The organism is Faecalispora anaeroviscerum, assembly GCF_947568225.1.
Taxonomy (GTDB): domain Bacteria; phylum Bacillota; class Clostridia; order Oscillospirales; family Acutalibacteraceae; genus Faecalispora; species Faecalispora anaeroviscerum.
This window is the reverse complement of record NZ_CANOOQ010000001.1, coordinates 2633128-2657220: the sequence shown is the minus strand read 5'-3', so window position 1 is coordinate 2657220 and position 24093 is coordinate 2633128. Positions and strand designations below refer to the sequence as shown.

Genomic DNA, 24093 nt, shown 5'->3' with positions numbered 1-24093 from the left:
CTGTTTTTTACTATTCCTGCACAGGTTCCGGTAAAGACTCCAAAGCTTTTTCATTCAGCACTCTTCCAGGATGAACAAGAAGGGCAACTTTATTCTTTTCATCATCCCCCGTACCCAGTCTGGCAATTCCAGTTAGATAAGTATTTACTTTTTCTTTATGAATGTTCGGCGGCAGAGAAATTTTTTCCGGCAAAATGTCGGTAACCTCGTCTACCTCATCCACAATCAGCCCAAAATCGCCGCCGAATATACGGGTAATAATAATGCAGGTTCGGTCTGTGTACGGTGCTTCCTTTTTCCCAAACCGAAGGCGCACATCCATCACGGGAATAATCTGCCCACGCAGGCTGATTACCCCTTTAGCATAGTCCGGCTGGTCCGGCAGCTCAGTGATTTCCTGCAATCCGACAATCTGAACCACCTGCGCAATTGGCATGCCAAACAGCTGGCGATCTATCCAGAAGGTCAGGTAGCGGTTTTGAAGCTCCTCATCCTCCAGAAGCTCGGGATTCAATCGATCCTGTTCTTTCATAGTAACCGCTCCTTGTCTTGGAAAGGCACCCGTTCACGACCACTCGCCAGCTTGAACTTGACGACCTCGCTCTGGAGGGCCTGCGCCTGAGCGGCCAGTTCTTCACTGGAAGCGGAGCTTTCTTCCGCGGTAGCGGCATTGGTCTGTATTACAGCAGACACCTGAGAGAGGCTCTCATTAATTTGCTCGATTGCTGCCGCCTGCTCCGAAGAGGCGGACTCTATCTCTCGAACGGCCTGATCCACCATCTGTGCCTTTTCCTAAACAACCTCCAACAGCTTCAACGTTTCTTCGGCAAGCCGCTCCCCATCAGATACTGTGGATACGGATTTTTGAATCAGGTCAGAGGTCTGCTTGGCGGCCTCAGCGGATTTTGCAGCCAGATTACGTACCTCGTCAGCTACTACCGCGAAGCCTTTTCCGGCACTTCCTGCCCGGGCTGCCTCCACCGCGGCATTCAGCGCAAGAATATTGGTCTGGAACGCGATGTCCTCCACCAGCTTGGTGATTCTGGAAATCTCCTGCGAGGATGCCCCGATTTCCCGCATGGCAGTATTCAGGCTCTGCATATGCCGATTGCTCTCCGCGGCACCTCTACCGGCCTGTTCCACAAAATCCATGGCTTTTCTTACACTGATTGCGTTCTGTTCCGCCTGCTGCGCAACGCTGACCGCAGAGGCATTGAGCTCTTCCACCGTCGCCGCCTGCTCTGTGGTGCCGGAGGACAGTGCCTGCGCCGCTGAGGATACTTGCTCCGACCCGGTATTCACCTGATCTGCCGCCACACTAATGAGCTGCAGCGTCGCACTGAGATCATCTTCAATTTTTTGCAGAGAAAGCCCCATCACATCTTCATTTGAGCGCAAGGGAACCGGCTGGGTAAAATCGCCATTGCCGATTCGCTCCGCAACCTGCACCTGTTTGCGAATGCCCTCCAGCATTCTGGTGAAGGCCGCTGCCAGCACGCCGGTTTCATCTTTGGAATTCACATCACTCAGATCAATATTCACCCTGCCCAATGCGATTTCTCCGGCGGCATCTGCCACGCGCCTGACAGGCTTGCTGATACTGTCCGAAATCCGGCGGCCTAAGAAAATTGCGGCGCCTGCGCCAAGTGCAATGATGACAATCAGCACCCCAATCAGCATCATGGCTGTCGTGCCATTGGAGTCACTGGTCTGCTCTACTGCATCCATGCGGTTTTCGACCAGTTTGTCAAGATTATCATTGATGGTGGTCATTTCATCGGATATATCCAGAATCGCCTTCATAGCGCTTTCCTTATCTCCCGATTTTGAGCTAGCGAAAGATTTTTCCACAGCTGGAACATACGTGTTTTCAATCAGCTTTGTGGTCTCATCATACAGCGCGATTGAGTCGGAACGGTACATGGTTTGTCTGTACGCCTGAATCTTGGTATCGTAGTCTTTTTTTTCTTGTAGATATTTCTGATAATACTCATCAACCTTTTGCGGTTCGCCCGCATAGATCATTCCGCCGCGAACCTCTGAGCGTATCAGCAAAAGGCTGGTGTTGGCCTCATAAAGATCCGCAATGGGGGCAGTTTGCTTTTCATACATATAAGTATCCATATTCTTGATTTGAACCATACCGAAAGCGCCTACACCACCTATGATGATCATGCACAACACCAGGCTCAAAAACCCCGTAAGCAGCTTCCGCGCAATACTTAAATCGCTGAATTTTTTCATAACCTTGAGACCCTCCTGTATCGTTTTTTGTTTACCGTGATACTTTTCTGTCATTCCGATGCAAGCCCGTCTCAATATTTTTCTACGAATCAAATAAGGGCTTACCTCTTATTCCAGCGAAGCTTTGCCGGTTTATGTCAACCTCCTCCATAAAACACAGCCCTGCCGAAAAAGTCCCTCGCCGGAATGGGAGCTTTTTTCGCAGCGGCTGCATTGATCTGTATCCCTGTGTAAACCTGGGATCGATTTGTTAAACTGCCTTGAATGAGTTTTTGCTGCCATATCAGAGTTTCTTAGCAAAGGATGACCTCTTATTTCTCTTTGCTGCACAACAATTTGTTCTTGGACGATCAGGCAGCTTCATTTCTATTTTGATCATATGTATTTTCGTAATCTTTGCCCCAAAAACCTTCAAATTAATTGTTGAATCTTTGACCCTAGCAGAGGATATAATAATAAAATGTGCAAGCTCTACAGTGTCGCAGTTTATCCTAAACGAAGCGCGATGTCGAATTCTTCTGGGTTTATCCGGCGGCATGAGTGGCTATGACGGCAGAATTGACGGCGAATGCCGTTTGATTCATGTACGTTACATGCATTTCGTTAAACTTTTCAATGGCGGCCTTTTTCTGTTCCATTAAAGAGTGTGCATACACATTCAACGTAATGTTCACATTGGAATGACCCAGTATCTCGCTGAGGGTTTTGATGTCAACGCCAAGTTCCAGGGCTCTCGTTGCAAAGGTGTGCCGAATTGTATGGAATTTTCGGTCTTTTACCCCTGCCGCAACCAAAACCTTCTTATACAGTCTTTGATAGATTCGCGGGTCGAATGGATCCGCTTTCCCGGAGAGCATATAACAATCATTCTCTTTAAAAGGAAGGCTGTATTCTTCGATCAGCTTGAGCAAAAAAACCGGTAATGGTATTTTCCTTAACGAGGTCTCGCTTTTGGGAGTTCCCACATGAAGAAATGTTTTTTCGCCGTTCGGATCACGATTTCGGACGCGTGATACTGTGCGCATAATGGACACTGAGCCAGCTTCAAAATCAAAATCCCCCCATTTTAAAGCACAGAGCTCACCAAGGCGAATCCCGGAGTAAAAGCAGAGTAGGATGCCTAAAAGCCTCTTATCCTCTGAGCGCTGCACGGTATTCTCGATTATCCGCTGTTCTTTCATTGAAAATACCAATATTTCCTTCCCGTTTTTCACTTTGGGTAAGGTAACGAGTTCCCCCAAAACAGGGTGATTCGGAATATCCTTACATATTTCTCTCAATGCCGTTTTGAGAATGGAAAGAATTTTTTTTCGATACGATACTGAAATGGAAGTATCTTCACTGATTTTTTCAACAAGGTATTTAATCGATTCTTCCGAAAGCTGCTCGTTCCCAGGAAGCTTGAAATAAGGGATTACATAGCGATTGATACAATGGTAATAATTTTCGTAAGTAGTTGGCTTCAGGCGGTTTATGGTCTCGCCAGACAACCATTTTTCAAACAAATCGGCAGCGTTTTTCTGGCTGCTTAACCTTTCTGTTTTGTTTGCTTTGTTAATTTCCTTTGTATCTTTCATTTTTAAGCGTACTTCCCGGTAAGTTTTAGCATAAAGATACCGATATTTCCCGTTCGGCTTTATCACCCTCCCTTCCCATCGTCCATCCTTGCGTTTATAAATATTTTCTCCTTTTCGAGACATGATCCTAGGACCCCTTTCAATATGACGATTCTTGCTGACGGCGATATTTTTTATATAAGCTAAAAAGGTCTGCATTTTCATTAAAAATGACTTGTGCTTTTTACCCCACGCTGTATTCTCCGTCAGATTGACAAGCAAAACAAGATATTATATAATAAAAATTGTCGTAGTATGTCAAATCGAAGGCGTCTTCGTTTAGGATAAACTGCGACATTTTTAGTGGTTTTTGACTGTTTTCGCCAACTTCAGCTGAGTGGGAACAAAAAATACGACTTATTTTTAAGCTGATAGTTTTTCTGCTGTCGATTTTATTGAAAAGCAATCGTATCGGCACATGATTGCGCCGATACAGATAATCCAAGTCGTAAATTTTCAAATTTAAGCTCCACTGTGTTGTTGTGAAAAATTGCTGCAAGAACTCAAAAAAGCGTTCCGATTGTTGATATCGGAACGCTTTTCTGTTTGTTTATGCATACAACAATTCCAAAGGGCATCAGTTCTCTGGCTGCACATAGCGAAACCCCCGATAACTTACATGTGCTCTCGGCAGCTCTGGGGGAGATTCTCCAAGATCAAGAAGGATTTGCTCTGACGCAAAAGCCGGCCGCCGTACCCGATGGCCTTCATCATGCCCCAGCCGCCACCCCGTGCATAGCCGCATACGCCGACGGTCGGGCAAGTTTCTCCCGGAAGGGACACAATGAGCGAGAGGTAACAATATCCGATTGACGCAAAGCAGGTAAGAAAACGGATAAAATACTCTTAATAAATAAAAGCGTCTTTGGTTTTTTCAAAAAACCAAAGACGCTTTTTCAGATATTGTTATTCATTTGAATTCTCATCCTGATAGTGGCAGCGAGAAGAAAGGTGGTACTCCCGAATCTTATACTGCAGCTTCCGGCGTGAGATTCCCAAATATTGTGCCGCTTTTTCTCTATGGTTGCCGCAAGTAGCCAGAGCGACTAATACCTCATCCCGGCTGGGGCCATCGGAGCGCTGTCCTGGATGGTTCTGGGGGGAGAACCCAGCAGATTGAGGCAGCTGTTGGGCGGTATCTGTCTCATTCGACAACATGCCGGAGGGAATGCTTTTAATTTCTCGGGTGGCGTGTGGGGTCATAACCACCATCCGCTCCACAAAATTTCGGATTTCCCGGACATTTCCGGGCCAGTTGTAGTTCCGAACCTCCTCCAGCACCTCGTCAGAGAAACTCTTTTGCAGATTATACTTCTGGCAAAGATGATGGAGAAAATGCAGACAGAGAGGAACGATATCCTCCTTGCGCTCCCGCACCGGCGGGATAGTCAAAGGGATGACATGGATGCGGTAGTACAGATCTTCTCGGAAGGTACCCCGGCGAACCATTTCCTCCAGGTTCTGATTGGTGGCGGCGATCAGGCGAAAGTCCACATTCTTAGCCCGGGTGGCGCCGATCCTCTGGACGCTCTTTTCCTCCAAGCAGCGCAGCAGCTTGCCTTGTACGTTCATAGGGAGGGAGTTCAGTTCGTCCAGAAACAGGGTGCCTCCATCGGCGGCCTCCACCAAGCCGGCCTTGCCCTCGCGATTGGCGCCGGTGAAGCTTCCCTTCTCATAGCCGAACAGCTCCGCCTCAATCAGATTCTCTGGAAAAGCGGCGCAGTTAACCGTGATGAGAGGCTTGCTTTTTCGGTCACTGTATTCGTGAATATAGTGGGCGATCACCTCTTTGCCACAGCCGGATTCCCCATAAATCAGCACAGTAGAGTCCAGCGGCGCGATGCTTTCGGCAACCGAGAGCAGCTGCCGAAATTGCGGACTCTTGGCAACGATGCTGACCTTTTCCGCTTGGCCTACTTCATTCCCGGATCTAAGAATTTTGTGCTCATTGAGCAGGGTGTGATACAGATCCTCAAAGTCCTGAACATCCTGCAATGTGGTGACGACATACTTCACATTACCCTGGCCGTCAAAGATTGGGGTACCGATGACAATACGCATCCGCGTGGGGCCGTCCACCTGCTGGAAGTCTTTGTAATACTGCAGGCGGCTGACTCGGCGCTTTTCCTGACAGACCAGGTCGAACACGGACACGTCCAGAACATGGCTGAAGTCATGGACGTTCATTTTCAGGTATTCCTTCCGGGGAATATTCCTCCAGTTGACCATAACGGTGTTCATGAAAATAAAGTTCCCCTGTGCATCGTAGAGGGCGATCCCTGTGTCGATATTATCCAGAACTTCCGTAAAGGGCAATGCCTGGCACAACTCCTGAAAGGACGAAAAATCCTGCATCTGATCTTGCCTCCCACCGAATCAAAAGTTATGCATATCATATCACAAAAGGAACAAGAAAAAAACGGAATTTATTTACAATAAATGGTTCATAAATTTGAACAGACCGGCATTACATCATGTCCCGAAATGTCTGCAATCGGGTGCGGAGCTGTTCGAAGCTGCCATTCTGCTGATCCACTTCGATCGACAGGGACGCAATGCCCGCCTCCCGCAGATCGGCCTCAACAAAGGGCTGGTCGTATTCCTCCGGGTCGCAGAACTTCATCATGCATAGAATGGCTCCCTGTGCCCCGGTTTCCCTGCACAAGTCAACCAGCATGCCGCCGCGGGGCTTGCCCAGCGTGTGGATCAGGCTGCAGCCGGATCGATTGTTCCACTGCAGAGCCAGCCGCTTCAGGCCGCCGCCTCCTTTCAGCGGAGTATCGGTGCGGTACTGGCGCATCTCCTGAGCGAGGTCATCTCCCACCACGGCAAACTGGTTTTCAGCCAGAATGTCCAGCAGTTCCTCCGGCTCGCAGGAGATACCGGTGAGAATAACCTTTTTGCCGGAGGTGGAGTAGACCGGCCTCTGCTTTAGCGCATCCACAATTTCCCGAACAATCGCGGTATGCTCGCTTTTCTCATAGAAAGAAGCGCTTTTCATTACCGCATGGCGAACCTTGGGGGTAATCACATCCAGGTGTTCCACAGCAACAGCGGAAAACTCCCGCATTGCGGCGTTGTGCTCGTTGTAGATCTGGATGCTGCGGCCGAGGGCGGCTTCGTTCATCATCCTGCCGGTAATGGTGGACAGCGTGGTCAGCACCGTCTCAAATTCGCTGATCAGGTAATCAACACTGGCGGGAGAGGTGCGGTTTTGTGGAAAGACAATGGGGATCATGGGAATGGAAGGCACACCGAAGCGCCAGTTCTGGGTCATACAGCGCAGGGTGTCACAGATAGCCGGGATAATGACGGCAGACATGCCGTCATAGGTGCCCTTCAGGCCAAATTCCATGTTGGACTGCATAATGGGACAGGCAAAGGCAGGCAAATATCTCTTGGCCAGCTTCCATTCGGTCTGGCCGCCCCACATGCCCATGGGGATCATGCCGGAGGCGTGAACCAGCTCCTCAGGAGCATAGTAAGGAAAGCACCCCACAACCTTTTTCCCCTGATTCAGATAATGCTCCAGCCGCTCCCGGGGATTGGCGCCGGCCCGCTGCAGCGTGGAAAGGTTTTGATTCAGATCAGCCATTGCACTTCGCCTCCTTTGTTTGCTCCATCACTTCTACCAGACCCTGGATGCGGGTTTCAAACTGGGCCTCACTGTAGTTGCGGTAGTCCGCCTGGTCGCCGTCGAAGGAGGTAAAGGGAACACCTGCCAGCTGAGAAAGCTGACGCTGCACCTCCATCATCTGGCAATCCATCACCTTACAGCTGCGGTTAACATGGTAGATGGTGCCCTCGCAGCCAAATTTCTTCAGACCTTCCAGCCGCCGTGAAATCATGGTGGTGGCATTGTCGCCGTTGGTGGAGGCGAAGCAGTAGGCCCGGGCCATGCCATCCAGATCTTCATATTCAATCGCCCACGCCTTTCCATAGCTGGAGGCGACCATGTTAATGCCGTACTTTTTCAGCGTGCGCAGATTGTGGCTGAGATAAGGCCAGCAGGCAATGCCGTCCCACGAGATTCGGAACCGCTCCTCCACCGGGAAGGTAGAAGTACCCTCGGCGATGTGCTGCTCAATCTCGGCGTTGAGCTGCTCCAGAATGGCGGTGGAGGATTCCTTGCCCCGGTTGCACACCATTGCGGACATGTAGTTGAACAGCTCGAATCCGCTCAGCGGAGCGGGTTTGCGGTCAAGCAGATCGTTGGCCCGCTCCCACAGATAGCTGTTTCGCTGGGAAATCTGCATGACCTTCTGGAACCGCTCCTCATCCCAGGACTTTCCGGTAAAGGCACTCAAATCGCGGATCAACTGGTCAATCTGTGCGCGGACATAACGCACCCGGGTCTCCGTCACATAATCGTAGGGGTTATAACAGGTATCGATGAAGAAAACGGGAATGTTCATCTGTCTGGCCAGGTTCTCGTACCACTTGGTCAGCTGGTTGCAAATGTTGTTAGTCAGCAGCAGGAAGTCGGGTTTGACCATTTTGCCCTCGTCGGGCAGCTCCACCCCGCTTTCGCCGTTCAGAACGGCGGCATAAGCCAGGTTCAGCTTGGCGTAAGCGCACAGGTCGTTGGAGTAGCCCAAGGGCCCTTCGCACTCCTGCAGAAGGGGGTCCGCCTGGTGACGGGCCGCGATGCCTGCGGCGTGGTTTTCCGGATAAAGCACGTTCAGGCCCAGCGTCTCTGCGATCTCCTGAGGGAAGATCGAGGCGGACCACCCTACCTTTTCGCCCCGCTCTTTGGCCAGCCGGGCGTTGTCAAACAACGCCTGCGTTTGCTCGCCCAGCATAATCATAGACTTTGGCTTTGGGCGTTTGGGCTTGGGCACCGGTGTTGCGGCGGCGGTTTCCGCCGTGGCTGTAAGTTCACTCATGATAATTAACCTTCTCCTTTTTTAGCTTTTCCCATGCCAGAACGGCGGCGCCTATGGCGCCCGCAGACTGGCATAGCGGATCGACCAGAATTCGGCATCCCATCTCCTGCTCCATAGCATGAACGACACCAATGTTCAGGGCCACCCCTCCGCTCATGGCCACGTCGGGGCTCCGCTCCAGGCGCAGCGACATGCCCGCCACGCGCTTGGCCACCGAGCTGTGAATGCCTGCCGCAATATCTTCGATGGGAACCTTGGAAGACAGCTGAGAGATCACCTCAGATTCCGCGAACACGGTACAGGTATTGCTGATGCTCACCGGGTTCCGGGATTTTTGGGACAAAGGACCCAGTTCACTGATCTCTACATTCAGAACCCGCGCCATCACATCAAGAAACCGACCCGTTCCCGCCGCGCATTTGTCATTCATTTGGAACGCGGTGAGCTGGCCCTTGTCCGTGATGCTCAGCGCCTTGGCGTCTTGCCCTCCAATATCGATGACAGTATGTACACTGGGCAGCAGGAAGTGAATTCCCTTTGCATGGCAGCTCAGCTCGCTGATTTGCTCGTCGGCGTAGTCGCAGTTCATCCGGCCGTAGCCCGTAACCACTGTATAGCTGATGTCCTCTTGTGTGAGGCCGCGCAGCCCAAACACTTTTTCCAGAACGCGTTCGGGGCCTACCGTACCGGTGCCCAGCGGTTCTACCGCGTGAGCGGCAAGTAAAGTACCGTCCTGTAGGATCACAGCCTTGCTGGAAGTGGAGCCGATATCGATTCCGAGAGTATACATAGGGCGCCGAATCTCCTTTCCGGAATTATTTGATCTCGTCGGACTGATGCATCGCATGGATTTCGTCATCTGAGTAGCCGCATTCCTTCAGAACCTCATCCGTATCCTGACCGATGGAGCCGGAAGTCCGGCAGGGGATCGCAGAGGGATCGATGGAGCCAAAATGAACAGGGCCGTTAGAAAACACGGTTTTGGTTCCGTCCGAATATTCATGGAAATAGGTATAGTGGTTCGCCTGCACCTGCGGGTCGTAGGGAACGTCCTTATAGTGATACAGAACCTCATGTGGAAGATCGTGGGCATCCAGCAGCTCATGCCAGTAAGATACCGGCTGTTCCGCAAATTTTTTATCCAGAATCCTGGTAAGCTCTCCCCTATTCCTGTAATACTCCTCCGATGTGGAGAATCTGGGGTCTGTTGCGATCTCGGGCAAACCGACCACCTGGCAGAATTCCGGGAAACGCCGGTAATCAATGATGGCAAGATAAAACCACTCCCCGTCGGCCCCCTGGTAGGTGTTGCTCCCAGCGTGTCCGCAGTCGTAACGATCACGGGGCAACTTGCGCCCGTTAAAGCCGTTTAAGATACCGGTGCAGTTAATGAAGGTGCCGGCCTGCAGCAGGGAGACATCCACCTTATCGCCCTCCCCTGTAACAGATCTTTGATAAAGCGCGGCGGCGATTCCCCCGGACAGCGCAACGGCCACGCTGTGGTCACCTATTCCTCCTACGGGGATGAGGGGAGGGCCTCCGGCCGGAGCTAAATCGGCCATCAGACCGGTTCTGGCAAAAAATACGGTGTAGTCATATCCGGGGCGCGAGCTCTCCGGGCCCTCGCTGCCATAGCCCAGCACGGAGGCATGGATCAGACGGGGGAATTTCTCCTTCAGCTGATCATAAGTAAGGCCCATGGGCTCCAATGCCTGAACGCGGTAGTTCGTGATAAAAACGTCTGCTCCGGACAAAAGCTTCATCATGGCGGCGTGCCCTGCCTCCGTTCGCAGGTTCAGGCAAACAAAGCGTTTGTTCATGTTTTGCACGTCAAAATTGGGGTTTGCTTCCTTCGTGCAGGGGGAAAGCGTGGTGCCCGCCTGCTTGCGCCATGCGTCGCCGTTGACGGATTCCACCTTGATCACATCGGCACCCCACTCTGCCAGAATCCGGGCCGTCATAGGGCCGGCCAGCATAGTGGACAACTCTACCACACGAATACCTTCCATTGGTTTCATAATAATATCCTCCCTAATGCTTTCTAATGAATTATTTTCCACTTCATTTGTGTAGCGGTGCGGCTAGCGTTCAGCGCCCCTTGAACTGTGCGGGCCGCTTCTCCAGAAAAGCGGCGGTGCCCTCTTTCCTGTCCTCGGTGCTGAACGCGATGGTCTGAGCCAAGCGCTCAATCATCAGGCCGGTGTTCATGTCGGTCTCATAGCCCAGATTGATAGCCATTTTTGCCATGGTGATCGCCACCGGCCCCTTAGCCATAATCTGGTGGGCCATCTCCTCCGCTGCGGCCATCAGGGCGCTTTGGTCGTCCTCGGTCACCTGGTTAAGCAGGCCAATGGCCTGCGCCTCCTGTGCGGTGATGATTTTTCCGGTGTAGATCAGTTCCCTGGCCTTGCCCAGCCCCACCAGCCGGCTCAGTCGCTGGGTTCCACCGGCGCCGGGAATGATGCTCAGGCCAACTTCGGGCTGCCCGAGCTTGGAGCGCCTGGTAGCGATTCGAATATCACAAGCCATGGCCAGTTCACAGCCGCCTCCCAAGGCATAGCCGTTAATCGCGCAGATAACAGGCTTATACAAATCCTCCAGATTTTTCAGGGCCACCGGCGCCGTGCCCACCAGCATTTTTAAATAGTCGCGGTCATGAATTTCGCGAATGTCCGCTCCGCTGGCCAAAGCCTTTTCCCCAGCACCGGTGATGATAACTACCCTGATGGAATCATCCTCCCGGGCGCATTGTACAGCAGCGCTGATATCCTTCCACATCTCTGGGGTAAGGGCGTTCCGGGCCTCCGGGCGATTCAGAGTCAGATATAAAATGCCACCCCGGACCTCATAGAGAATATTTTCAAATTGTATTCCCACTATGTTTCAATCTCCTTTCCAGAATTCAGCAAGGCAAGCTCCTTGTGTGTTTCTACCCAGGTGATTTAGCAAAAATCGTGCCAAATTGTTCTCCACATTTCAAAAGTTTTACCCATAAAAAAAGCCGGTCCTACCCGAAAAGTTCCGGCAGGCCAACCCGGCTTGGGAAGGCGTAACTTTTATTGTGTAAAAAACGGACTGGCTGTAAAGTGCCACTTCGACAGAATTTTCCGAATTTTTGGTCGCATGTAAATGCATTCTAAACTAAAAAATGAAATCAAATGCAAAAATATTGTGCAACGGCGCTGCACAACAAGTGCAAATGCACAACAATTTGTGCATTCCACAAGAGAACGACTGCTGTACTCAAGTCGTGACACGCTTTTCCCAAACCACAAGAATTTGCGGGAAACACCCGAATTTGGTGAAGCTACAAACAAAAAAGGGCCCTGCTTCCCTATCAATTTTATTTTCCCCTTTATCCCATAATGAATTGGCACGGAGATTGCTTTAACACGTTGATATAGAATGTGTACCAATTCAGTCTGCTGCACTGCGGCAGGACTTTGTGAAAGGGGAATCTTTTTATGGAAATGGAAACCGTTTATATCATGGGCGCCGTCCGCACCGCCGTGGGGAAATACGGCGGCTCTCTGAAAAGCGTGCCTGCCCACACGATGGGCGCGCTGGTTATTCAGGAAGCCTTGCGGCGCGCCAATGTGAACAAAGATTGGGTAGACGAGGTTATTTTTGGCGAAGTGCGGCAGAGTACCGAGGCCTCCAACATTGCCCGGTGCGCCGCGCTGGAGGCCGGTCTGCCGGAGAGTGTACCCGGTTTTACCGTCAATCGCCTGTGCGCCTCTGCCATGCAGGCTCTGTTCAGCGGCTGCCAGGAGATCTGGTGCGGCGAAGCCGACGTCATTGTGGCTGGCGGTACCGAGAACATGAGCCGCGCGCCTCACTATCTGCGCCACGAGCGCTGGGGGGACGGCCCCTTGACCCTAGTGGACTCCAACATAGAGGCGGGCACCACAGCCCAGCCCGCATCCATCTACGGCACTGCTCTGAGTATGCCCAGGACAGCGGAGAATGTGGCCGAGCGCTTCCACATCAGCCGCGAGGAGCAGGACAGCTTTGCTGCCGAGAGCCAGCGCCGGGCTGCCTCCGCCATTGCTGCCGGTCATTTTAAAGAAGAAATTCTCCCGGTGGAGGTAAAAGAAAAAAGAAAAACCTTTGTATTTGATACCGACGAGTTTCCCCGCTCCGGCACCACCATGGAAATTCTGGCTGGACTGAAGCCCATCGTCAAGCCGGACGGAACCGTAACCGCGGGCAACTCCTGCGGCCTCAACGACGGAGCCTCTGCTCTGGTGCTGATGTCTGAGCGCAAAATGAATGAGACGGGGCTGAAGCCTCTGGCGAGAATCGTAGGCATCACCAGAGCCGCCCTGGACCCGGCCATTATGGGCTATGGCCCGGTGGTCGCAACCCGCAGGCTGATGGAGCGTACCGGAATGACCGTGGACCAGATGGATTTGGTGGAACTGAACGAGGCCTTCGCCTCCCAGGCATTGGCTTGTACCCACGACCTGGGTTTGAATCCGGAAAAGGTCAACATCAACGGCGGAGCCATCGCTCTGGGGCACCCCCTGGGCAGCACCGGCACCCGCCTGATCGTTACCCTGCTGCATAACCTCCAGCGTACCGGCGGCCGGTATGGATTAGCCACACTGTGCATCGGCGGCGGGCAATCCATGGCAACAATTATTGAAAAGCTGTAATTCCAATCCAATGACTTTTATTATAAAATGAGGTGTGTCAAATGAACATTGAGCAGGTCAAAACCATTGTGGTGATCGGCGCTGGGGCCATGGGTCAGCAGATTGCTATGAATACCGCTCTCAACGGTCGGGCCAGCGGCTACCAGATCATCCTCTGCGACCCCTTCCCCAGCGCGGTGGAAAAGGCGCAAAAATGGGCCGACGACTATCTGGCGGGCCGGGTGGCCAAGGGCCGCATCACGCAAGCCGAAGCCGACCAGATCTCGGCCAGTTTGTCCTTTTCTCAGGATGTAGACGGCGCGGCGACCCAGGCTGATTTGGTCATTGAGGCCATTATCGAAGATCTGGAGATTAAGCGGGAGTTATTCGGGCGAATCAGCAAGCTGTGTAAGCCAGACGCCATTCTGGGAACCAACAGCTCCAATATCGTCAGCTCCAAGCTGGCCGAAGTCACCCAGAACCCCCAGCGGCTGCTAAATATCCATTACTTCAACCCCGCCCTGGTGATGCAGCTCGTGGAGCTGGTTCGCGGCCCCCATACCGCTCCGGAGGTCATTGAGACCGCCAAGGCCTTTGCCGTCAGCACCGGGAAAGCTCCCATTGTCATCAACAAAGAGATTGCCGGCTTTGTGGCCAACCGCATCAACGCGGCAGTGACCCATGAGGCTTGTTCCCTGCTGGAGAAGGGAGTCGCCTCGGTAGAGGACATCGACACCGCCTGTGAAAAGGGTTTGGGGTACCCCATGGGTCCTTTCCGCCTGATGGACTTGACCGGCATCGACGTCAACTACTATGTTCGCCGGGATCGCTACGCCGAAAGTGGTGACGAATATGACAAACCCAGCCCTCTGGTCGTAGAAAAGTTCCAAAAGGGCGAATTTGGGCGGAAGACCGGAAAGGGGTGGTATGACTATTCCGAAACCGGCAAAAAATAAGGGTGAAAATTGTCCGGTTTCGGTAACGGAAATCACCTGGACTCGCGCGACTGTTAGAGTGTGATACATAAGACGGAATCATTCCAAGGTATGCTAATCAAAGGAGGATGAGGTTGGGAGCGATCTTCTAACGAAAAACGGATGAAAATACAGGTATCTGTCTGCTTGATAACAGCCTTTCAGAGCCTGTGGGCACGGGTAATATTTTATATTGAGGAGATGTGACGATGATTAAAACCAATCAGCCCAAAATTCAGTGGTTTGTGGCGCTGGGCGCAGCTTTCGCATGGTTTGGAAACCATTGCGGGGCGGGATTTTGCTCCGGCTTAACTTTATTAAAATATTTTACAAGGTCAGGATGGGTATCGCTTTTCACCACGTTAGTCCCATTCATCATTCTTGGTTTCGTGTTTTACTATATGGGAGAGTATTCACGGTTAATTCGTGCCGACAGCTACAAAGATGTCGCATTCTCGCTGTATTCCAAAAAGGAATCCGTTGGAAAGGCTATGGTGGTAGTTTTTGATGTGATTGTCTTAATCTCCCTCCTGGTAAACAGCAGCACGGTGCTTGCCGGTGCGGGAACCTTCCTGAATAAATCTGTGGGTATGAATTATACCCTTGGTACGTTTGTGTGCCTGCTGATTGTTGTGGCTATTTCCATGTTTGGCGCGACCGTAATGGCGAAAATCGACCTGCCTCTCGGGCTGATCATGACCGGTGCAATTCTCATCGTGGCGTTTGTTCTGCTGAAAGAGAACTGGGGTGGTGTCGTAAACATCGTACAGACCAAAGAGACGTTCAACATTTCAACCGGAACGGCAATTGGTGATATGCTCTGGTACACCGGCATACAGGTTGGATTCTGCAGCGCTTACATAGCGATCGCAGGAAAATTCACCAGCAAGAACGATTGCAAGGTGATGGCTATTTTCGGCGGATTTCTCAATGGATTTATGCTGTTTATCGTTTCTCTCGCCGTTCTGTCCCGCATGCCTGGGATCAGCACGAGTGTCATTCCGATTTACGATATGATCGTCGAGCGTTTTGGTTCCACCGGTATTTTGTCCCTCATTTATAGCGTGGGCTTGTTTTTGGCCTATGTTTCCATGTCGGATGTGGTGGCCGTTTGCGCGCGTTTTGGCCCCTGGTTCAACCCCAAGAAAAAGTATAACCAGGTTGTTGTAGATATGATTTTCGGCATCGTTCTTCTGGGTCTGTCGCTGGTTTTGGCCCAGATTGGCATTGTCGCTCTGGTCACGAAAGGATATCAGCTGATCTCGTTCCTCCGCATTCCCACCTTCATTGTTGGCGGCTTGGTCTTTGCTCCCTGGCGGATTCACCAGATTAATAAGCAGCGCGCCGCCCTTGCGGAGAGTGCTGAGCTGGAGCCGGCGCTCAAGTAATCAAACACTTTCGGGCGTTCAGGCCGCAGCCTGTCGTACCCCGGTAATGGTATCAACTAAGGCTACTCCAAAAAGGAAGAGAACCACTGAAACAAGCGATTGTTCCAGTGGTTCTCTTTGTTCTTCTGTTCTATTTTACCCGGATTTCACCGGGCTTGCTCTTGGTTTTATTCTGCTGTTCTGGTTACTTGGTTTTTCGCACGCCGTTTTCATCCACCAGATAGCTGTCAATTTTTGTACTCTTGGCTAGAGAGCCGTCGGCATAAAAGTAATACCATTTGCCATTGATCTGGAGCCATTTGCCGGCAATCCTGACGCCATAGGTATCAAAATAATAGCGTTTCGTATTTCCTTTTGCTCCAATGTCTTTCCACCCAGTAACCGCGCTGCCGTCTGGGGACAGGAAGAGCCATTCGCCTTTGGCGTTCTGCTTCCAGCCGTTGGCGAAAGCACCGCCCTTGCTGTCAAAGCAGTAGACCTTTCCGTCCACGGTCTGCCAGCCTGTGAGAGCTTTGCCATCTTTAAAGAACATCCACTGGCCGGAATCGTTTTTTACCCAGCCTTGAGCCGTATCGCTGAAAATCGCCAGTTCCACATAGCGCCGCAGCACCGCCGAAACCTCGGCACGGGTAGCCGTTCCCTGGGGGTCATAATAATTATTGTTTTTGCCCTGAAGAATGCCTGCCATCTGAATGCGCTTTACGGAAGCTGCCGCCCACGCACTAATTTTGGCATTGTCGGCAAAGGTGTTCTGTGCGTGAACTTCCGGCAGCTGGAACCCAGTAGCCGTGGCATACTTGTCCATCATAACCGCCATCTGCTCACGGGTCACAAGACCGTCCGGGTCGAACTTGCCGCCACCTACGCCTGCCAATATATTATTCTTGACGGCCCATTCGATATAGCCCATGTAATATGCGTTGGCCTTCACATCGGTAAAACTGGACTGCTTGTAGGCGCTTGTGTCGGCATTTGCCAAACGCCCGAGTGCTGTTACAAACATCCCCCGTGTCATAGAACCGTTGGGGCTGAACGTGGTAGCACTGGTGCCAGTGATAAGACCGCGGTTTGCGGCAAAAAGAATATCGTCTTTCGCCCAATGACTGTTAATGTCGGTAAAATGGGAGCCGACGTTGTAGGCCACACCGTAGGTGGAGAAATGACTGGTGGAAAACACTACCGTTCCGCGCTTTGCATCATAGCTGGAATCGTCGAGATAAGCCACTTTGCCGTTTGCGTCCACATACACAGCACAAACATTGCCCGCAACTTCGCCTTTTTGCAGGGTATAAGGAATCTCCACACTGACACTGCCATTACCAAAATTGCTTACGGACTTACCGCTGCCATAGGTTGCCTTGAAATCAAAGGTTGGTCGGTTGCCAATGGCGCTTCTTGCATCGCCGGACAGCTTGGAGCTGTTCATGCGGGTAGCGGAAAGCTGAACATCGGCTTTTGCCTGTTGGTTGATTTCCGTCACCGCAGCACGGTTGATGCCGAGGGTGAGGTCAGAGCTGTCAATGACAAGTTGAACATTGGAAATCTTGTTGCCAATGACCTGCTCCTGTGTGGTCTTGGGCAGATTGACCGTCACAGTGTTTGCGTCCTTTCCGCCTGTCGTAACGTGAATCACCGCCGTGATGTCGCCTGCGTTCACGCCTTTTTTCGCTGCTGCAGCCTTTGCGTCCGCAATGGCGTCAGTGATGTTGTTGTCAGTCAGGCTGACGCTGGCGTTGCCCTTATCGTCCACCGTAGCCTTATTTTCCGTGCTGCCGCTGACAGGCGCGGTTGGCTTGCTTGGAGTATCGGAGGAGCTGCCGCCAGTAGAGCCTCCATCGCCGCCGGAGGACGTGCCGTTCGTCGTGACATTAAGCGCCGTGCTGGTTGTGCCGGCAAGCGTGGCAGCAGTGGCCTTAATTCGAGCCACGAAGCTATACGCGGTACTGCCGTTCAGGCCAGAAAACACATTGCTGATTTGCCAAGTAGTACCGCCGTCCTTCGAATATTCATAGCCCGCAATCGCATGGAGCGTCACACTGTTAGCGGTTTTGCTATCCAGTGTTGGTGTGGTGGATGCTGCTGGAGCTGCAATGGTTGCAACGGTGCGTTCGTTAGTTGTTTTGTCTTTTTGTCGAACCTTTACCGTGCCTGCCGTAAACGTTAGGTTTGTAGTTTCTCCTTGTGTGCAAGGTTTCCAGGTACTGCCGCCATCCAGGCTGTATTCCATATTTGCCGTCGTGCCGGTGAGCTTTCCGGTAGCTACGTTACAGCCTACGCCGGTCAAATCAAGAGAAGTGATTGCCGCCTTAAAGGTTACATCGATTGTTACCGCATAAGCGGGCATGGTGAAGGTGTTGTTGCTGACCGCCACCGATGCGTTTGCTTCACCAGTTTTATAAACCGAAATGGTGTCCAACTCATAGTCGCTGCTTGCGGTGGGGGTGATGACGACTTTTTCGTCGGATTGTGCCGAGGTTACCGCGCTGCCATCCACCTTCACGGTGTAGCTGCCATTGGTGGCGGCATTCGCGGTGATGGCATAAGTGGCGAAGCTGACTTTCACGGCATCGCTGCCGGACATGACGAGCTTTTTGCTCGCAATGCTGCCGCTGCTGCTTGTAATCGCGTTTGTGCCGTCTGTGGCATTTTCAATAGTGGCAAGTTTTTCGGTGCCGCCAACGGTGAGTGTACCTTGGTACACATTTATCGCCGCAGAAAGCACCCCTGTTGCACCATTTTTAGCGGTAACCCTTCCGCCGGTAACAGTAACCGAACTTATGGCTGCGATGCCGCAGCTTGCGTTGCCACTGGCTGCATTGCCGCCGGTGGCGGTGACAGTTCCTTGGGAGATTTCTACCTTATCAGCGAAAACACCGACGCTGGCAGACGAGTCATCAGTACCAGTCGACGCACCGCCTGTGGCGGAAACCGTGCCGCCGGTGACGGATATTTTCGCTGTTCGCGCGATGATACCTATACTTGTACGGAGATTTACCGCTCCTCCTTGACCCGCAACGACACCTCCGGTAATTTTAATATCACCTTCGGCTGCGATGCCACCGCTTTCAGCCTTTCCTCCGCCGCCGTTGCCGGTGACGGTGCCGCCGCTGATGTCGATGGTTGAATTGGAATAGATACCGTAGCTTTTATTTTCAGCGGCTGTTGGCCCACTGAAACCGCCTTTGGCAGAGATTATGCCTTCGGTGATGTTGAGCGCCCCGGCACTGTAAATACCGTAGCTGAAGCCTCCATAGGAATTGTTGCTTTTGGTGTATGCTGCTGTGCCGGCAAAGGCGCTGAGCGTGCCGCCGCCTTTTATGTTCAGGGCACCAGCACCATAAACGCCATAGGTATATACAGCTTCACTGTCCGAGCTGGTATAGCCGCTCCTTGCGGAGTTTATGGTACCCTCCGTGAGCACAATGGTTGTGCCGCCAGGAACCTTCAGGGCGGTGGCGGTAGCGGCGGTGTTGATGTTCAGGCCGGAGAGGACAAGGGTGTTGGCGGCGTAGGTATTGCTTCCCACTGTGGTTTTGGCGGCGTACCATGTCCAGCCCTCAGCGGCATTCGTGTATACGTCACCGCTTTTGGTTGAGCGGTAGAGGTTGGACTCGCTGATATCCGTCAAATCCAGCGCCGTAGTGCGAACGGTTTTGCCGTTCTTGATCCACTTGGCGTAATAGCGGGTACCGGCGGTGCCATCGTCGCTGTCGCCCAATTTCGTACCATCGCCATTCTGCTCGGTATACCAGCCGTCAAAGTCGTAGTGGTATTCACCCATATAACTACCGGGGTCGTCGGGCTTTTTCGTATGGATGTCTTTGAAGCAATTGTCGAAAACCGGGGTGGTCGTACCCCACAGCGCGTCGAATACTGGGTAGCCGCCGTTTATGCTCCCTGTATCGTCTTGCCATGTGTAGTAGTCACCGCTGGCTTTGGCGTAGACCCAGACGTTGAGGGCGTCAGAGAGGATGGTGCCATAGGCAAGGGTCTGCTGAGAGGTAAACTGCTCCTCCGTGCCCGCCGCCAGTGTGCTATTGTTGCTGCCAATCGTGCCGCAGCCTGTGATGACAGGTTCGCAATTGGGGTACACACGGCCAACGCCCTTTTCCGGCATACCTGTACCGCCGTTCAAATAATAGCAATCCTTGATTGTGCCAGCGCCTATACAGCCTGCCACACCGCCGGAATGGCCGCCTGTGCCACTGGTGGTGACGCTGGAGGTACTGTAGCAATTGCTGACAGTGATGTCGTCGCTGGCAAAGCCCACCAGCCCTCCGGCGTAGGAACCATAGCCGCTGCTGGCGCTCACGGTGCCTCCCATGACAAAGCAGTTCGTGATGGCCCCATCGAATGCTTCGCCTGCCAGACCACCGGCAAACACCTGCTTAGAGTCAGTAGAGGTGTTGGAAACGACGATTGACGCCTTCGCCAACCCTACGTTTTTAATGGAACCGCTGGTCATGCCAAACAACCCGGCATAGACTGCTTCATTACCCGCGTAAATATCCACCGTCAGCCCTGTGATGGTATGCCCCTGTCCGTTAAAGCTGCCGGTAAAAGAGTCTGCGCCTGTTCCCACCGGTGTCCACAGAAAGTTAGACACATCAATGTCATCGGCGAGAAGGATCGTGTAGTCAAGATAATTCTTGCTGCTCGCCGACCAGAACGCCGCACCCTTTGCGGTTTTGATGGTGAGGGTCTTTTTAACGGAATCGAGCACATAGTCGGTATTGGAAGCCGCCGCCGGAGAAGCCGACGCGTACTCCGCCGCCGTGGGAAGAGAAGATGGTACAATGCGAATGTATTTGAAGGATGGAATATTGATATCACTCAGCGTATTCCTTACGGCATCCGTACCGCTCGCAAATCTGCTTGTCATAACTACAGGTGCAGGCTTGTAAAAATATAAAATTGGCTTTTTATTTATAGCGGCAGAGCCTTCTGATGCGCCGTCATTATCGGTGGTGCTGGCCGTCACGGTTCCGCCCGATATCTCAAAGCTATTATTATTAGAGATAAAAATACCGTAGCTTTGGTATTCCGCCGCGCCACTGGTGGCGGATAGGCTGGCACTGTCTTTCACTTTGGTGTAACCGAAGACGTACACACCGTAGCTGCTCCCATTTTCTCCTGTTGAAGTACCGCCGGTGACGTTAACGGAGGCGCTCCCTTGAATGGTAAGGGCATCGCCAACCAGAACACCCCAACAGTTCCCATTTGTTGCGTTCCCGCTGTTGACGTTAACGGTAGCATCGTTTTGAATGCTAAGGCTATTTGTGATATACAAACCGTAGCCGCCGCCATCTGAAGTATCTCCGCCGGTAGCATTTAAGGTTCCGTTACCCATTATCGTTAGGTTCCCATCGTTGTATACAGCGAAGCTGCACTTGCCGCTGGACGGGCTAATTCCGGTAATCGTGTTATCATTTTTTAGTTCTAAGTTTAAATTACCCTCTGCATCAATTCCGGCGGGACCGTCGAAATTCTCTATCAAATGACCGCTGGTAATCGTCGCACCGTCTAATGTGAGAGTATTGGTGTCGTGGTTGTAGGTGACCGTACCCGTAATGCCATCCCCTGTAATTCCATTGGAGTTGGCACTGGTAACTTGAACATTACCTACCCAAACGTTATATTTCGTAGCGGGCGCTTCCCACTTTTCACCGAACACGGGGTAACCCTTGTTTACCGGGTCGCTTGTGCTGTCGGCTTGCCATGTGTAGTAGTCACCGCTGGCTTTGGCGCCAACCCAGGCGTTGAGGGCGGCGAGAAGACCATTTCCATAGGAAAGGGTTTGGGCACTGCCGCAGTTATCGGCGGTGCCCGCCGTCAGCACACCGCCGTTATCCGAAAAGGTTCCGCAGCCGGTGGTAGTGGCTGATCCATAAAAGTTAGTGGTTACCTTACTTGCATTTGTGGAATAGCAATTTGTTATGGTTGCGCAGTTTTTGGCGCAGATGCCTCCGGTAAGGGCTTCGGTTGCGCCGGTCGCAGAAGAAGTGCCGATGTTGTAGCTGTTGGCAATGGCGCCACTGTTGTTGAATGCGCAGATACCGCCGGCATAGGCGTAGCCCGGACTCGCGTTTGTTGAGTTGTTCGCAGCGGTAACAGCGCCGCTGTTCCGGCAGTTTTCGATTGTGCCACTATTTAGAGCGGCAATCCCCCCGCCTTTGGCATTCGCATAACTGGAGTTTCCGCTGGTACTTACCGAAACGGCGGCGTAGTTGGCGCAATTGGCAATGGTGCTGCCCTCGGTATTGTAGCCGACAATTCCGCCAGCGTAGCACTCGCCCGACACATAGCTTGCCGTCACGCTGCCCGAAACTGTAAGGTTTTTGATGGTCGCACCGCTTGCATAGCCGAACAGTCCGGCGTATCGTACGTCTGTAGTATTTATTGTAAGGCTGCTAATGGTATGCCCCTGTCCGTTGAAGCTGCCGGAAAAAGAGCCATCGTCTGTTCCCACCGGCGTCCACTGGAAAGCAGACACGTTGATGTCCTTGGCAAGAAGGATCGTGTAGTCAAGATAATTCTTGCCGTTTGCCGACCAGAACGCCGCACCCTTTGCGGTTTTGATGGTGAGGGTCTTTTTAACGGAATCGAGCACATAGTCGGTATCGGAAGCCGCCGCCGGAGAAGCCGACGCGTACTCCTCCGCCGTGGGGAGAGAGTCAGGCGGAGTGTCTCCGGTAACCTTTACTTTAATAGTATAATTACTGCTTTTGTCATTATCATCTATAAACGTGGCAGTAAATATATAAGTTCCCGTTTCTGTTGCATAAAAGTAAATTTTCTCCAGAGTATTAGATCCAATTCCGAAAGAATTATCCCCATATGGGATTAATTGGGTTTTCGCTGAATCCCAGTATAAGTTTGCAGTTTTGCTTCCATCTGTTGGTTGTGTAAACCCTTGCGAAGCAACCATATTATCCACTTGAGGGTCCCCATAAATAGGTAGAACCTTAATCTCGAGCGCCGTATTCTCAGCAACGGTGAAAATAATGGGTTCTATAGCGACATACTGTAAATTGGTTGAAGTCCCTGTAAATGCTGTCGCGCTGGCAGCATCTGTTCCAGCCTTGACCGTATAGCCATCACCCACGGTAATTGTGCCTCCGCCGTATTGGGTGGCGGAGCTGATGGCAATACCCCCATTACCGCTGCCGCTTCTGGCGATAAGGGTAGCCTCACCGGAGACATTCACATTGCCAATGATACCTATACCGCACAAGCTCATTCCTTGACCACTTGTACCGCCGGTCACGGTAAGCGTTGCCGTGCCTGTGACGGCAATATTCCCGCTGATGCCGCAGCCGCCCATTGCACCGTAGTTCGTATCAGGGTCGGTTTCTGATCCTCCGGCACCGCCAGTCAGAGAGCTGTCCACAATAACATTCAAGGTTACTGTGCCGGTTGTCACGGTCAAGGCAGCCGCACCGTTATCACTCCCGGCACCTTGCGGTGCAGTAATGTTTACGCCGACAAGGTTCAGCTTGACACCATCGGCGGTGACTTTAATCACGTTGGAGGTGGAAGTCTTTCCATCAGCCATTCCAACGGTATATTCCCCCGCCGTGCCAAACGTCAGCACGCCGTCATTATGCGTCGGCGCCGCGCCATCTTCATCTACGCTGACAGAAAAGTCGCCGTAGGTAACGGGCGTACCCGTTCGCAGAGCCGTCATCAGGGGCTGCGTACCCACCGTCACAGTAATCTCAGGCAGATCGGCGCTCACCGTATAGCCTTCTATTACCGGCGTAAATACATACTCACCGTTTTCATTTCCGTTATATTCCGGCTCGGACGTCCATGTCACCGGAACGTCCACACTCGTTTCTTCCCATTCGGGGTCGGCCGATTCCTGCTGCTCATTCACATTCCCTTGTATGGCAGAGCTGGTGGTTGCCACTGTGGAATTACCCGATGTGGAATCCTCTTCCGGGTTTTCTGAATTGATTACAGGTTCCTGGGAGGTACCGCTATCGTCCGCCTCCTGCTGGTCATTCACATTCCCTTGTACCGCAGAGCTGGAGCTTGCCTCTGCGGAATTACCCGATGTGGAATCCTCTTCCGGGTTTTCTGAATCCTGCGCGGGTTCCTGGGATGTACCACTGTCCGCAGCCGCGGCTGTTCTCACCGTTGCCGTTAGGGTTTCAGGAAGCCCTAAATCCTCAATCGCTGTGCCGGTAGCTACCGACTTTTCTGTTTCGTCAAGCGGTGCAAAGGCTATAATTTCCCCACTTGCGCTCATCGAAGCATTTGCGTCTTCCGCCATAGCGGCAACCGGCAGCAATGTCAGTACCATGCAAACCGAAAGCAAAATACTTAAAATTCTTTTTCCCATT

General features: G+C 52.2%; 14 protein-coding genes. 3 read left to right on the top strand and 11 right to left on the bottom strand.

Features of this window, described 5'->3' with window-relative positions; all coding sequences use genetic code 11:
- Nucleotides 1-10: 10 nt before the first annotated feature.
- The 10 genes from QOS46_RS13025 to QOS46_RS12980 form a co-directional block, all read right to left on the bottom strand.
- Entirely contained in the window at nt 11-532 is a 522-nt protein-coding gene (locus QOS46_RS13025; RefSeq protein WP_283610368.1) for a chemotaxis protein CheW, read from the bottom strand.
- A complete protein-coding gene (locus tag QOS46_RS13020; RefSeq protein WP_283610367.1) occupies nt 529-780 on the bottom strand; it encodes a hypothetical protein in 252 nt (83 codons plus the stop codon). Before QOS46_RS13020 ends, QOS46_RS13025 begins: the two co-directional genes overlap by 4 nt.
- A gap of 12 nt (nt 781-792) precedes the next feature.
- A complete protein-coding gene (locus QOS46_RS13015) occupies nt 793-2244 on the bottom strand; it encodes a methyl-accepting chemotaxis protein (RefSeq protein ID WP_283610365.1) in 1452 nt (483 codons plus the stop codon).
- Nucleotides 2245-2768: 524 nt separating this feature from the next.
- A complete protein-coding gene (locus QOS46_RS13010) occupies nt 2769-3944 on the bottom strand; it encodes a tyrosine-type recombinase/integrase (RefSeq protein WP_283610363.1) in 1176 nt (391 codons plus the stop codon).
- Between the two features lie 822 nt (nt 3945-4766).
- Entirely contained in the window at nt 4767-6215 is a 1449-nt protein-coding gene (locus QOS46_RS13005) for a sigma-54 interaction domain-containing protein (protein ID WP_283610361.1), read from the bottom strand.
- 112 nt (nt 6216-6327) lie between these two features.
- Nucleotides 6328-7455 (bottom strand): 2-hydroxyacyl-CoA dehydratase subunit D, encoded by a 1128-nt coding sequence (locus QOS46_RS13000; RefSeq protein WP_283610360.1) that lies wholly within the window; start codon nt 7453-7455, stop codon nt 6328-6330.
- Complete coding sequence (locus QOS46_RS12995) at nt 7448-8746, bottom strand: 2-hydroxyacyl-CoA dehydratase subunit D (RefSeq protein ID WP_283610358.1); 1299 nt, start codon at nt 8744-8746, stop codon at nt 7448-7450. Before QOS46_RS12995 ends, QOS46_RS13000 begins: the two co-directional genes overlap by 8 nt.
- Entirely contained in the window at nt 8739-9536 is a 798-nt protein-coding gene (locus QOS46_RS12990) for an acyl-CoA dehydratase activase (RefSeq protein ID WP_283610356.1), read from the bottom strand. The genes QOS46_RS12995 and QOS46_RS12990 overlap by 8 nt, the downstream gene beginning before the upstream one ends.
- A gap of 25 nt (nt 9537-9561) precedes the next feature.
- Nucleotides 9562-10764 carry a CaiB/BaiF CoA transferase family protein gene (locus tag QOS46_RS12985; protein ID WP_283610354.1) on the bottom strand — a complete coding sequence of 401 codons (1203 nt, stop codon included), beginning with the start codon at nt 10762-10764 and terminating at the stop codon, nt 9562-9564.
- A gap of 70 nt (nt 10765-10834) precedes the next feature.
- Entirely contained in the window at nt 10835-11617 is a 783-nt protein-coding gene (locus QOS46_RS12980; protein ID WP_283610848.1) for an enoyl-CoA hydratase/isomerase family protein, read from the bottom strand.
- Between the two features lie 593 nt (nt 11618-12210).
- On the opposite strand from QOS46_RS12980, the gene QOS46_RS12975 reads away from it, so the two are divergent.
- The 3 genes from QOS46_RS12975 to QOS46_RS12965 all read left to right on the top strand — a co-directional run bounded on the left by QOS46_RS12975 (nt 12211) and on the right by QOS46_RS12965 (nt 15745).
- The gene (locus QOS46_RS12975) at nt 12211-13404 is read left to right on the top strand and encodes a thiolase family protein (RefSeq protein WP_333782978.1); all 1194 of its coding nucleotides are present in this window, start codon (nt 12211-12213) and stop codon (nt 13402-13404) included.
- A gap of 41 nt (nt 13405-13445) precedes the next feature.
- A complete protein-coding gene (locus tag QOS46_RS12970) occupies nt 13446-14339 on the top strand; it encodes a 3-hydroxyacyl-CoA dehydrogenase family protein (protein WP_283610352.1) in 894 nt (297 codons plus the stop codon).
- Between the two features lie 227 nt (nt 14340-14566).
- A complete protein-coding gene (locus QOS46_RS12965; RefSeq protein ID WP_283610350.1) occupies nt 14567-15745 on the top strand; it encodes a hypothetical protein in 1179 nt (392 codons plus the stop codon).
- Nucleotides 15746-15929: 184 nt separating this feature from the next.
- Here the strand turns inward: QOS46_RS12965 and QOS46_RS12960 are convergent, their stop codons facing one another.
- Complete coding sequence (locus tag QOS46_RS12960; protein ID WP_283610348.1) at nt 15930-24092, bottom strand: S-layer homology domain-containing protein; 8163 nt, start codon at nt 24090-24092, stop codon at nt 15930-15932.
- Between the last annotated feature and the right edge of the window lies 1 nt (nt 24093).

Excerpts from the sequence above, each read along its gene's own strand:
- QOS46_RS12995 (WP_283610358.1), bottom strand. The coding sequence starts at position 8,746 with ATGAGTGAACTTACAGCCACGGCGGAAACCGCCGCCGCAACACCGGTG.
- QOS46_RS13020 (WP_283610367.1), bottom strand. The coding sequence starts at position 780 with ATGGTGGATCAGGCCGTTCGAGAGATAGAGTCCGCCTCTTCGGAGCAG.
- QOS46_RS12965 (WP_283610350.1), top strand. The coding sequence starts at position 14,567 with ATGATTAAAACCAATCAGCCCAAAATTCAGTGGTTTGTGGCGCTGGGC.
- QOS46_RS13015 (WP_283610365.1), bottom strand. The coding sequence starts at position 2,244 with ATGAAAAAATTCAGCGATTTAAGTATTGCGCGGAAGCTGCTTACGGGG.
- QOS46_RS13010 (WP_283610363.1), bottom strand. The coding sequence starts at position 3,944 with ATGTCTCGAAAAGGAGAAAATATTTATAAACGCAAGGATGGACGATGG.
- QOS46_RS12985 (WP_283610354.1), bottom strand. The coding sequence starts at position 10,764 with ATGAAACCAATGGAAGGTATTCGTGTGGTAGAGTTGTCCACTATGCTG.
- QOS46_RS12960 (WP_283610348.1), bottom strand. The coding sequence starts at position 24,092 with ATGGGAAAAAGAATTTTAAGTATTTTGCTTTCGGTTTGCATGGTACTG.
- QOS46_RS13005 (WP_283610361.1), bottom strand. The coding sequence starts at position 6,215 with ATGCAGGATTTTTCGTCCTTTCAGGAGTTGTGCCAGGCATTGCCCTTT.
- QOS46_RS12970 (WP_283610352.1), top strand. The coding sequence starts at position 13,446 with ATGAACATTGAGCAGGTCAAAACCATTGTGGTGATCGGCGCTGGGGCC.
- QOS46_RS12990 (WP_283610356.1), bottom strand. The coding sequence starts at position 9,536 with ATGTATACTCTCGGAATCGATATCGGCTCCACTTCCAGCAAGGCTGTG.
- QOS46_RS12975 (WP_333782978.1), top strand. The coding sequence starts at position 12,211 with ATGGAAATGGAAACCGTTTATATCATGGGCGCCGTCCGCACCGCCGTG.
- QOS46_RS13025 (WP_283610368.1), bottom strand. The coding sequence starts at position 532 with ATGAAAGAACAGGATCGATTGAATCCCGAGCTTCTGGAGGATGAGGAG.
- QOS46_RS13000 (WP_283610360.1), bottom strand. The coding sequence starts at position 7,455 with ATGGCTGATCTGAATCAAAACCTTTCCACGCTGCAGCGGGCCGGCGCC.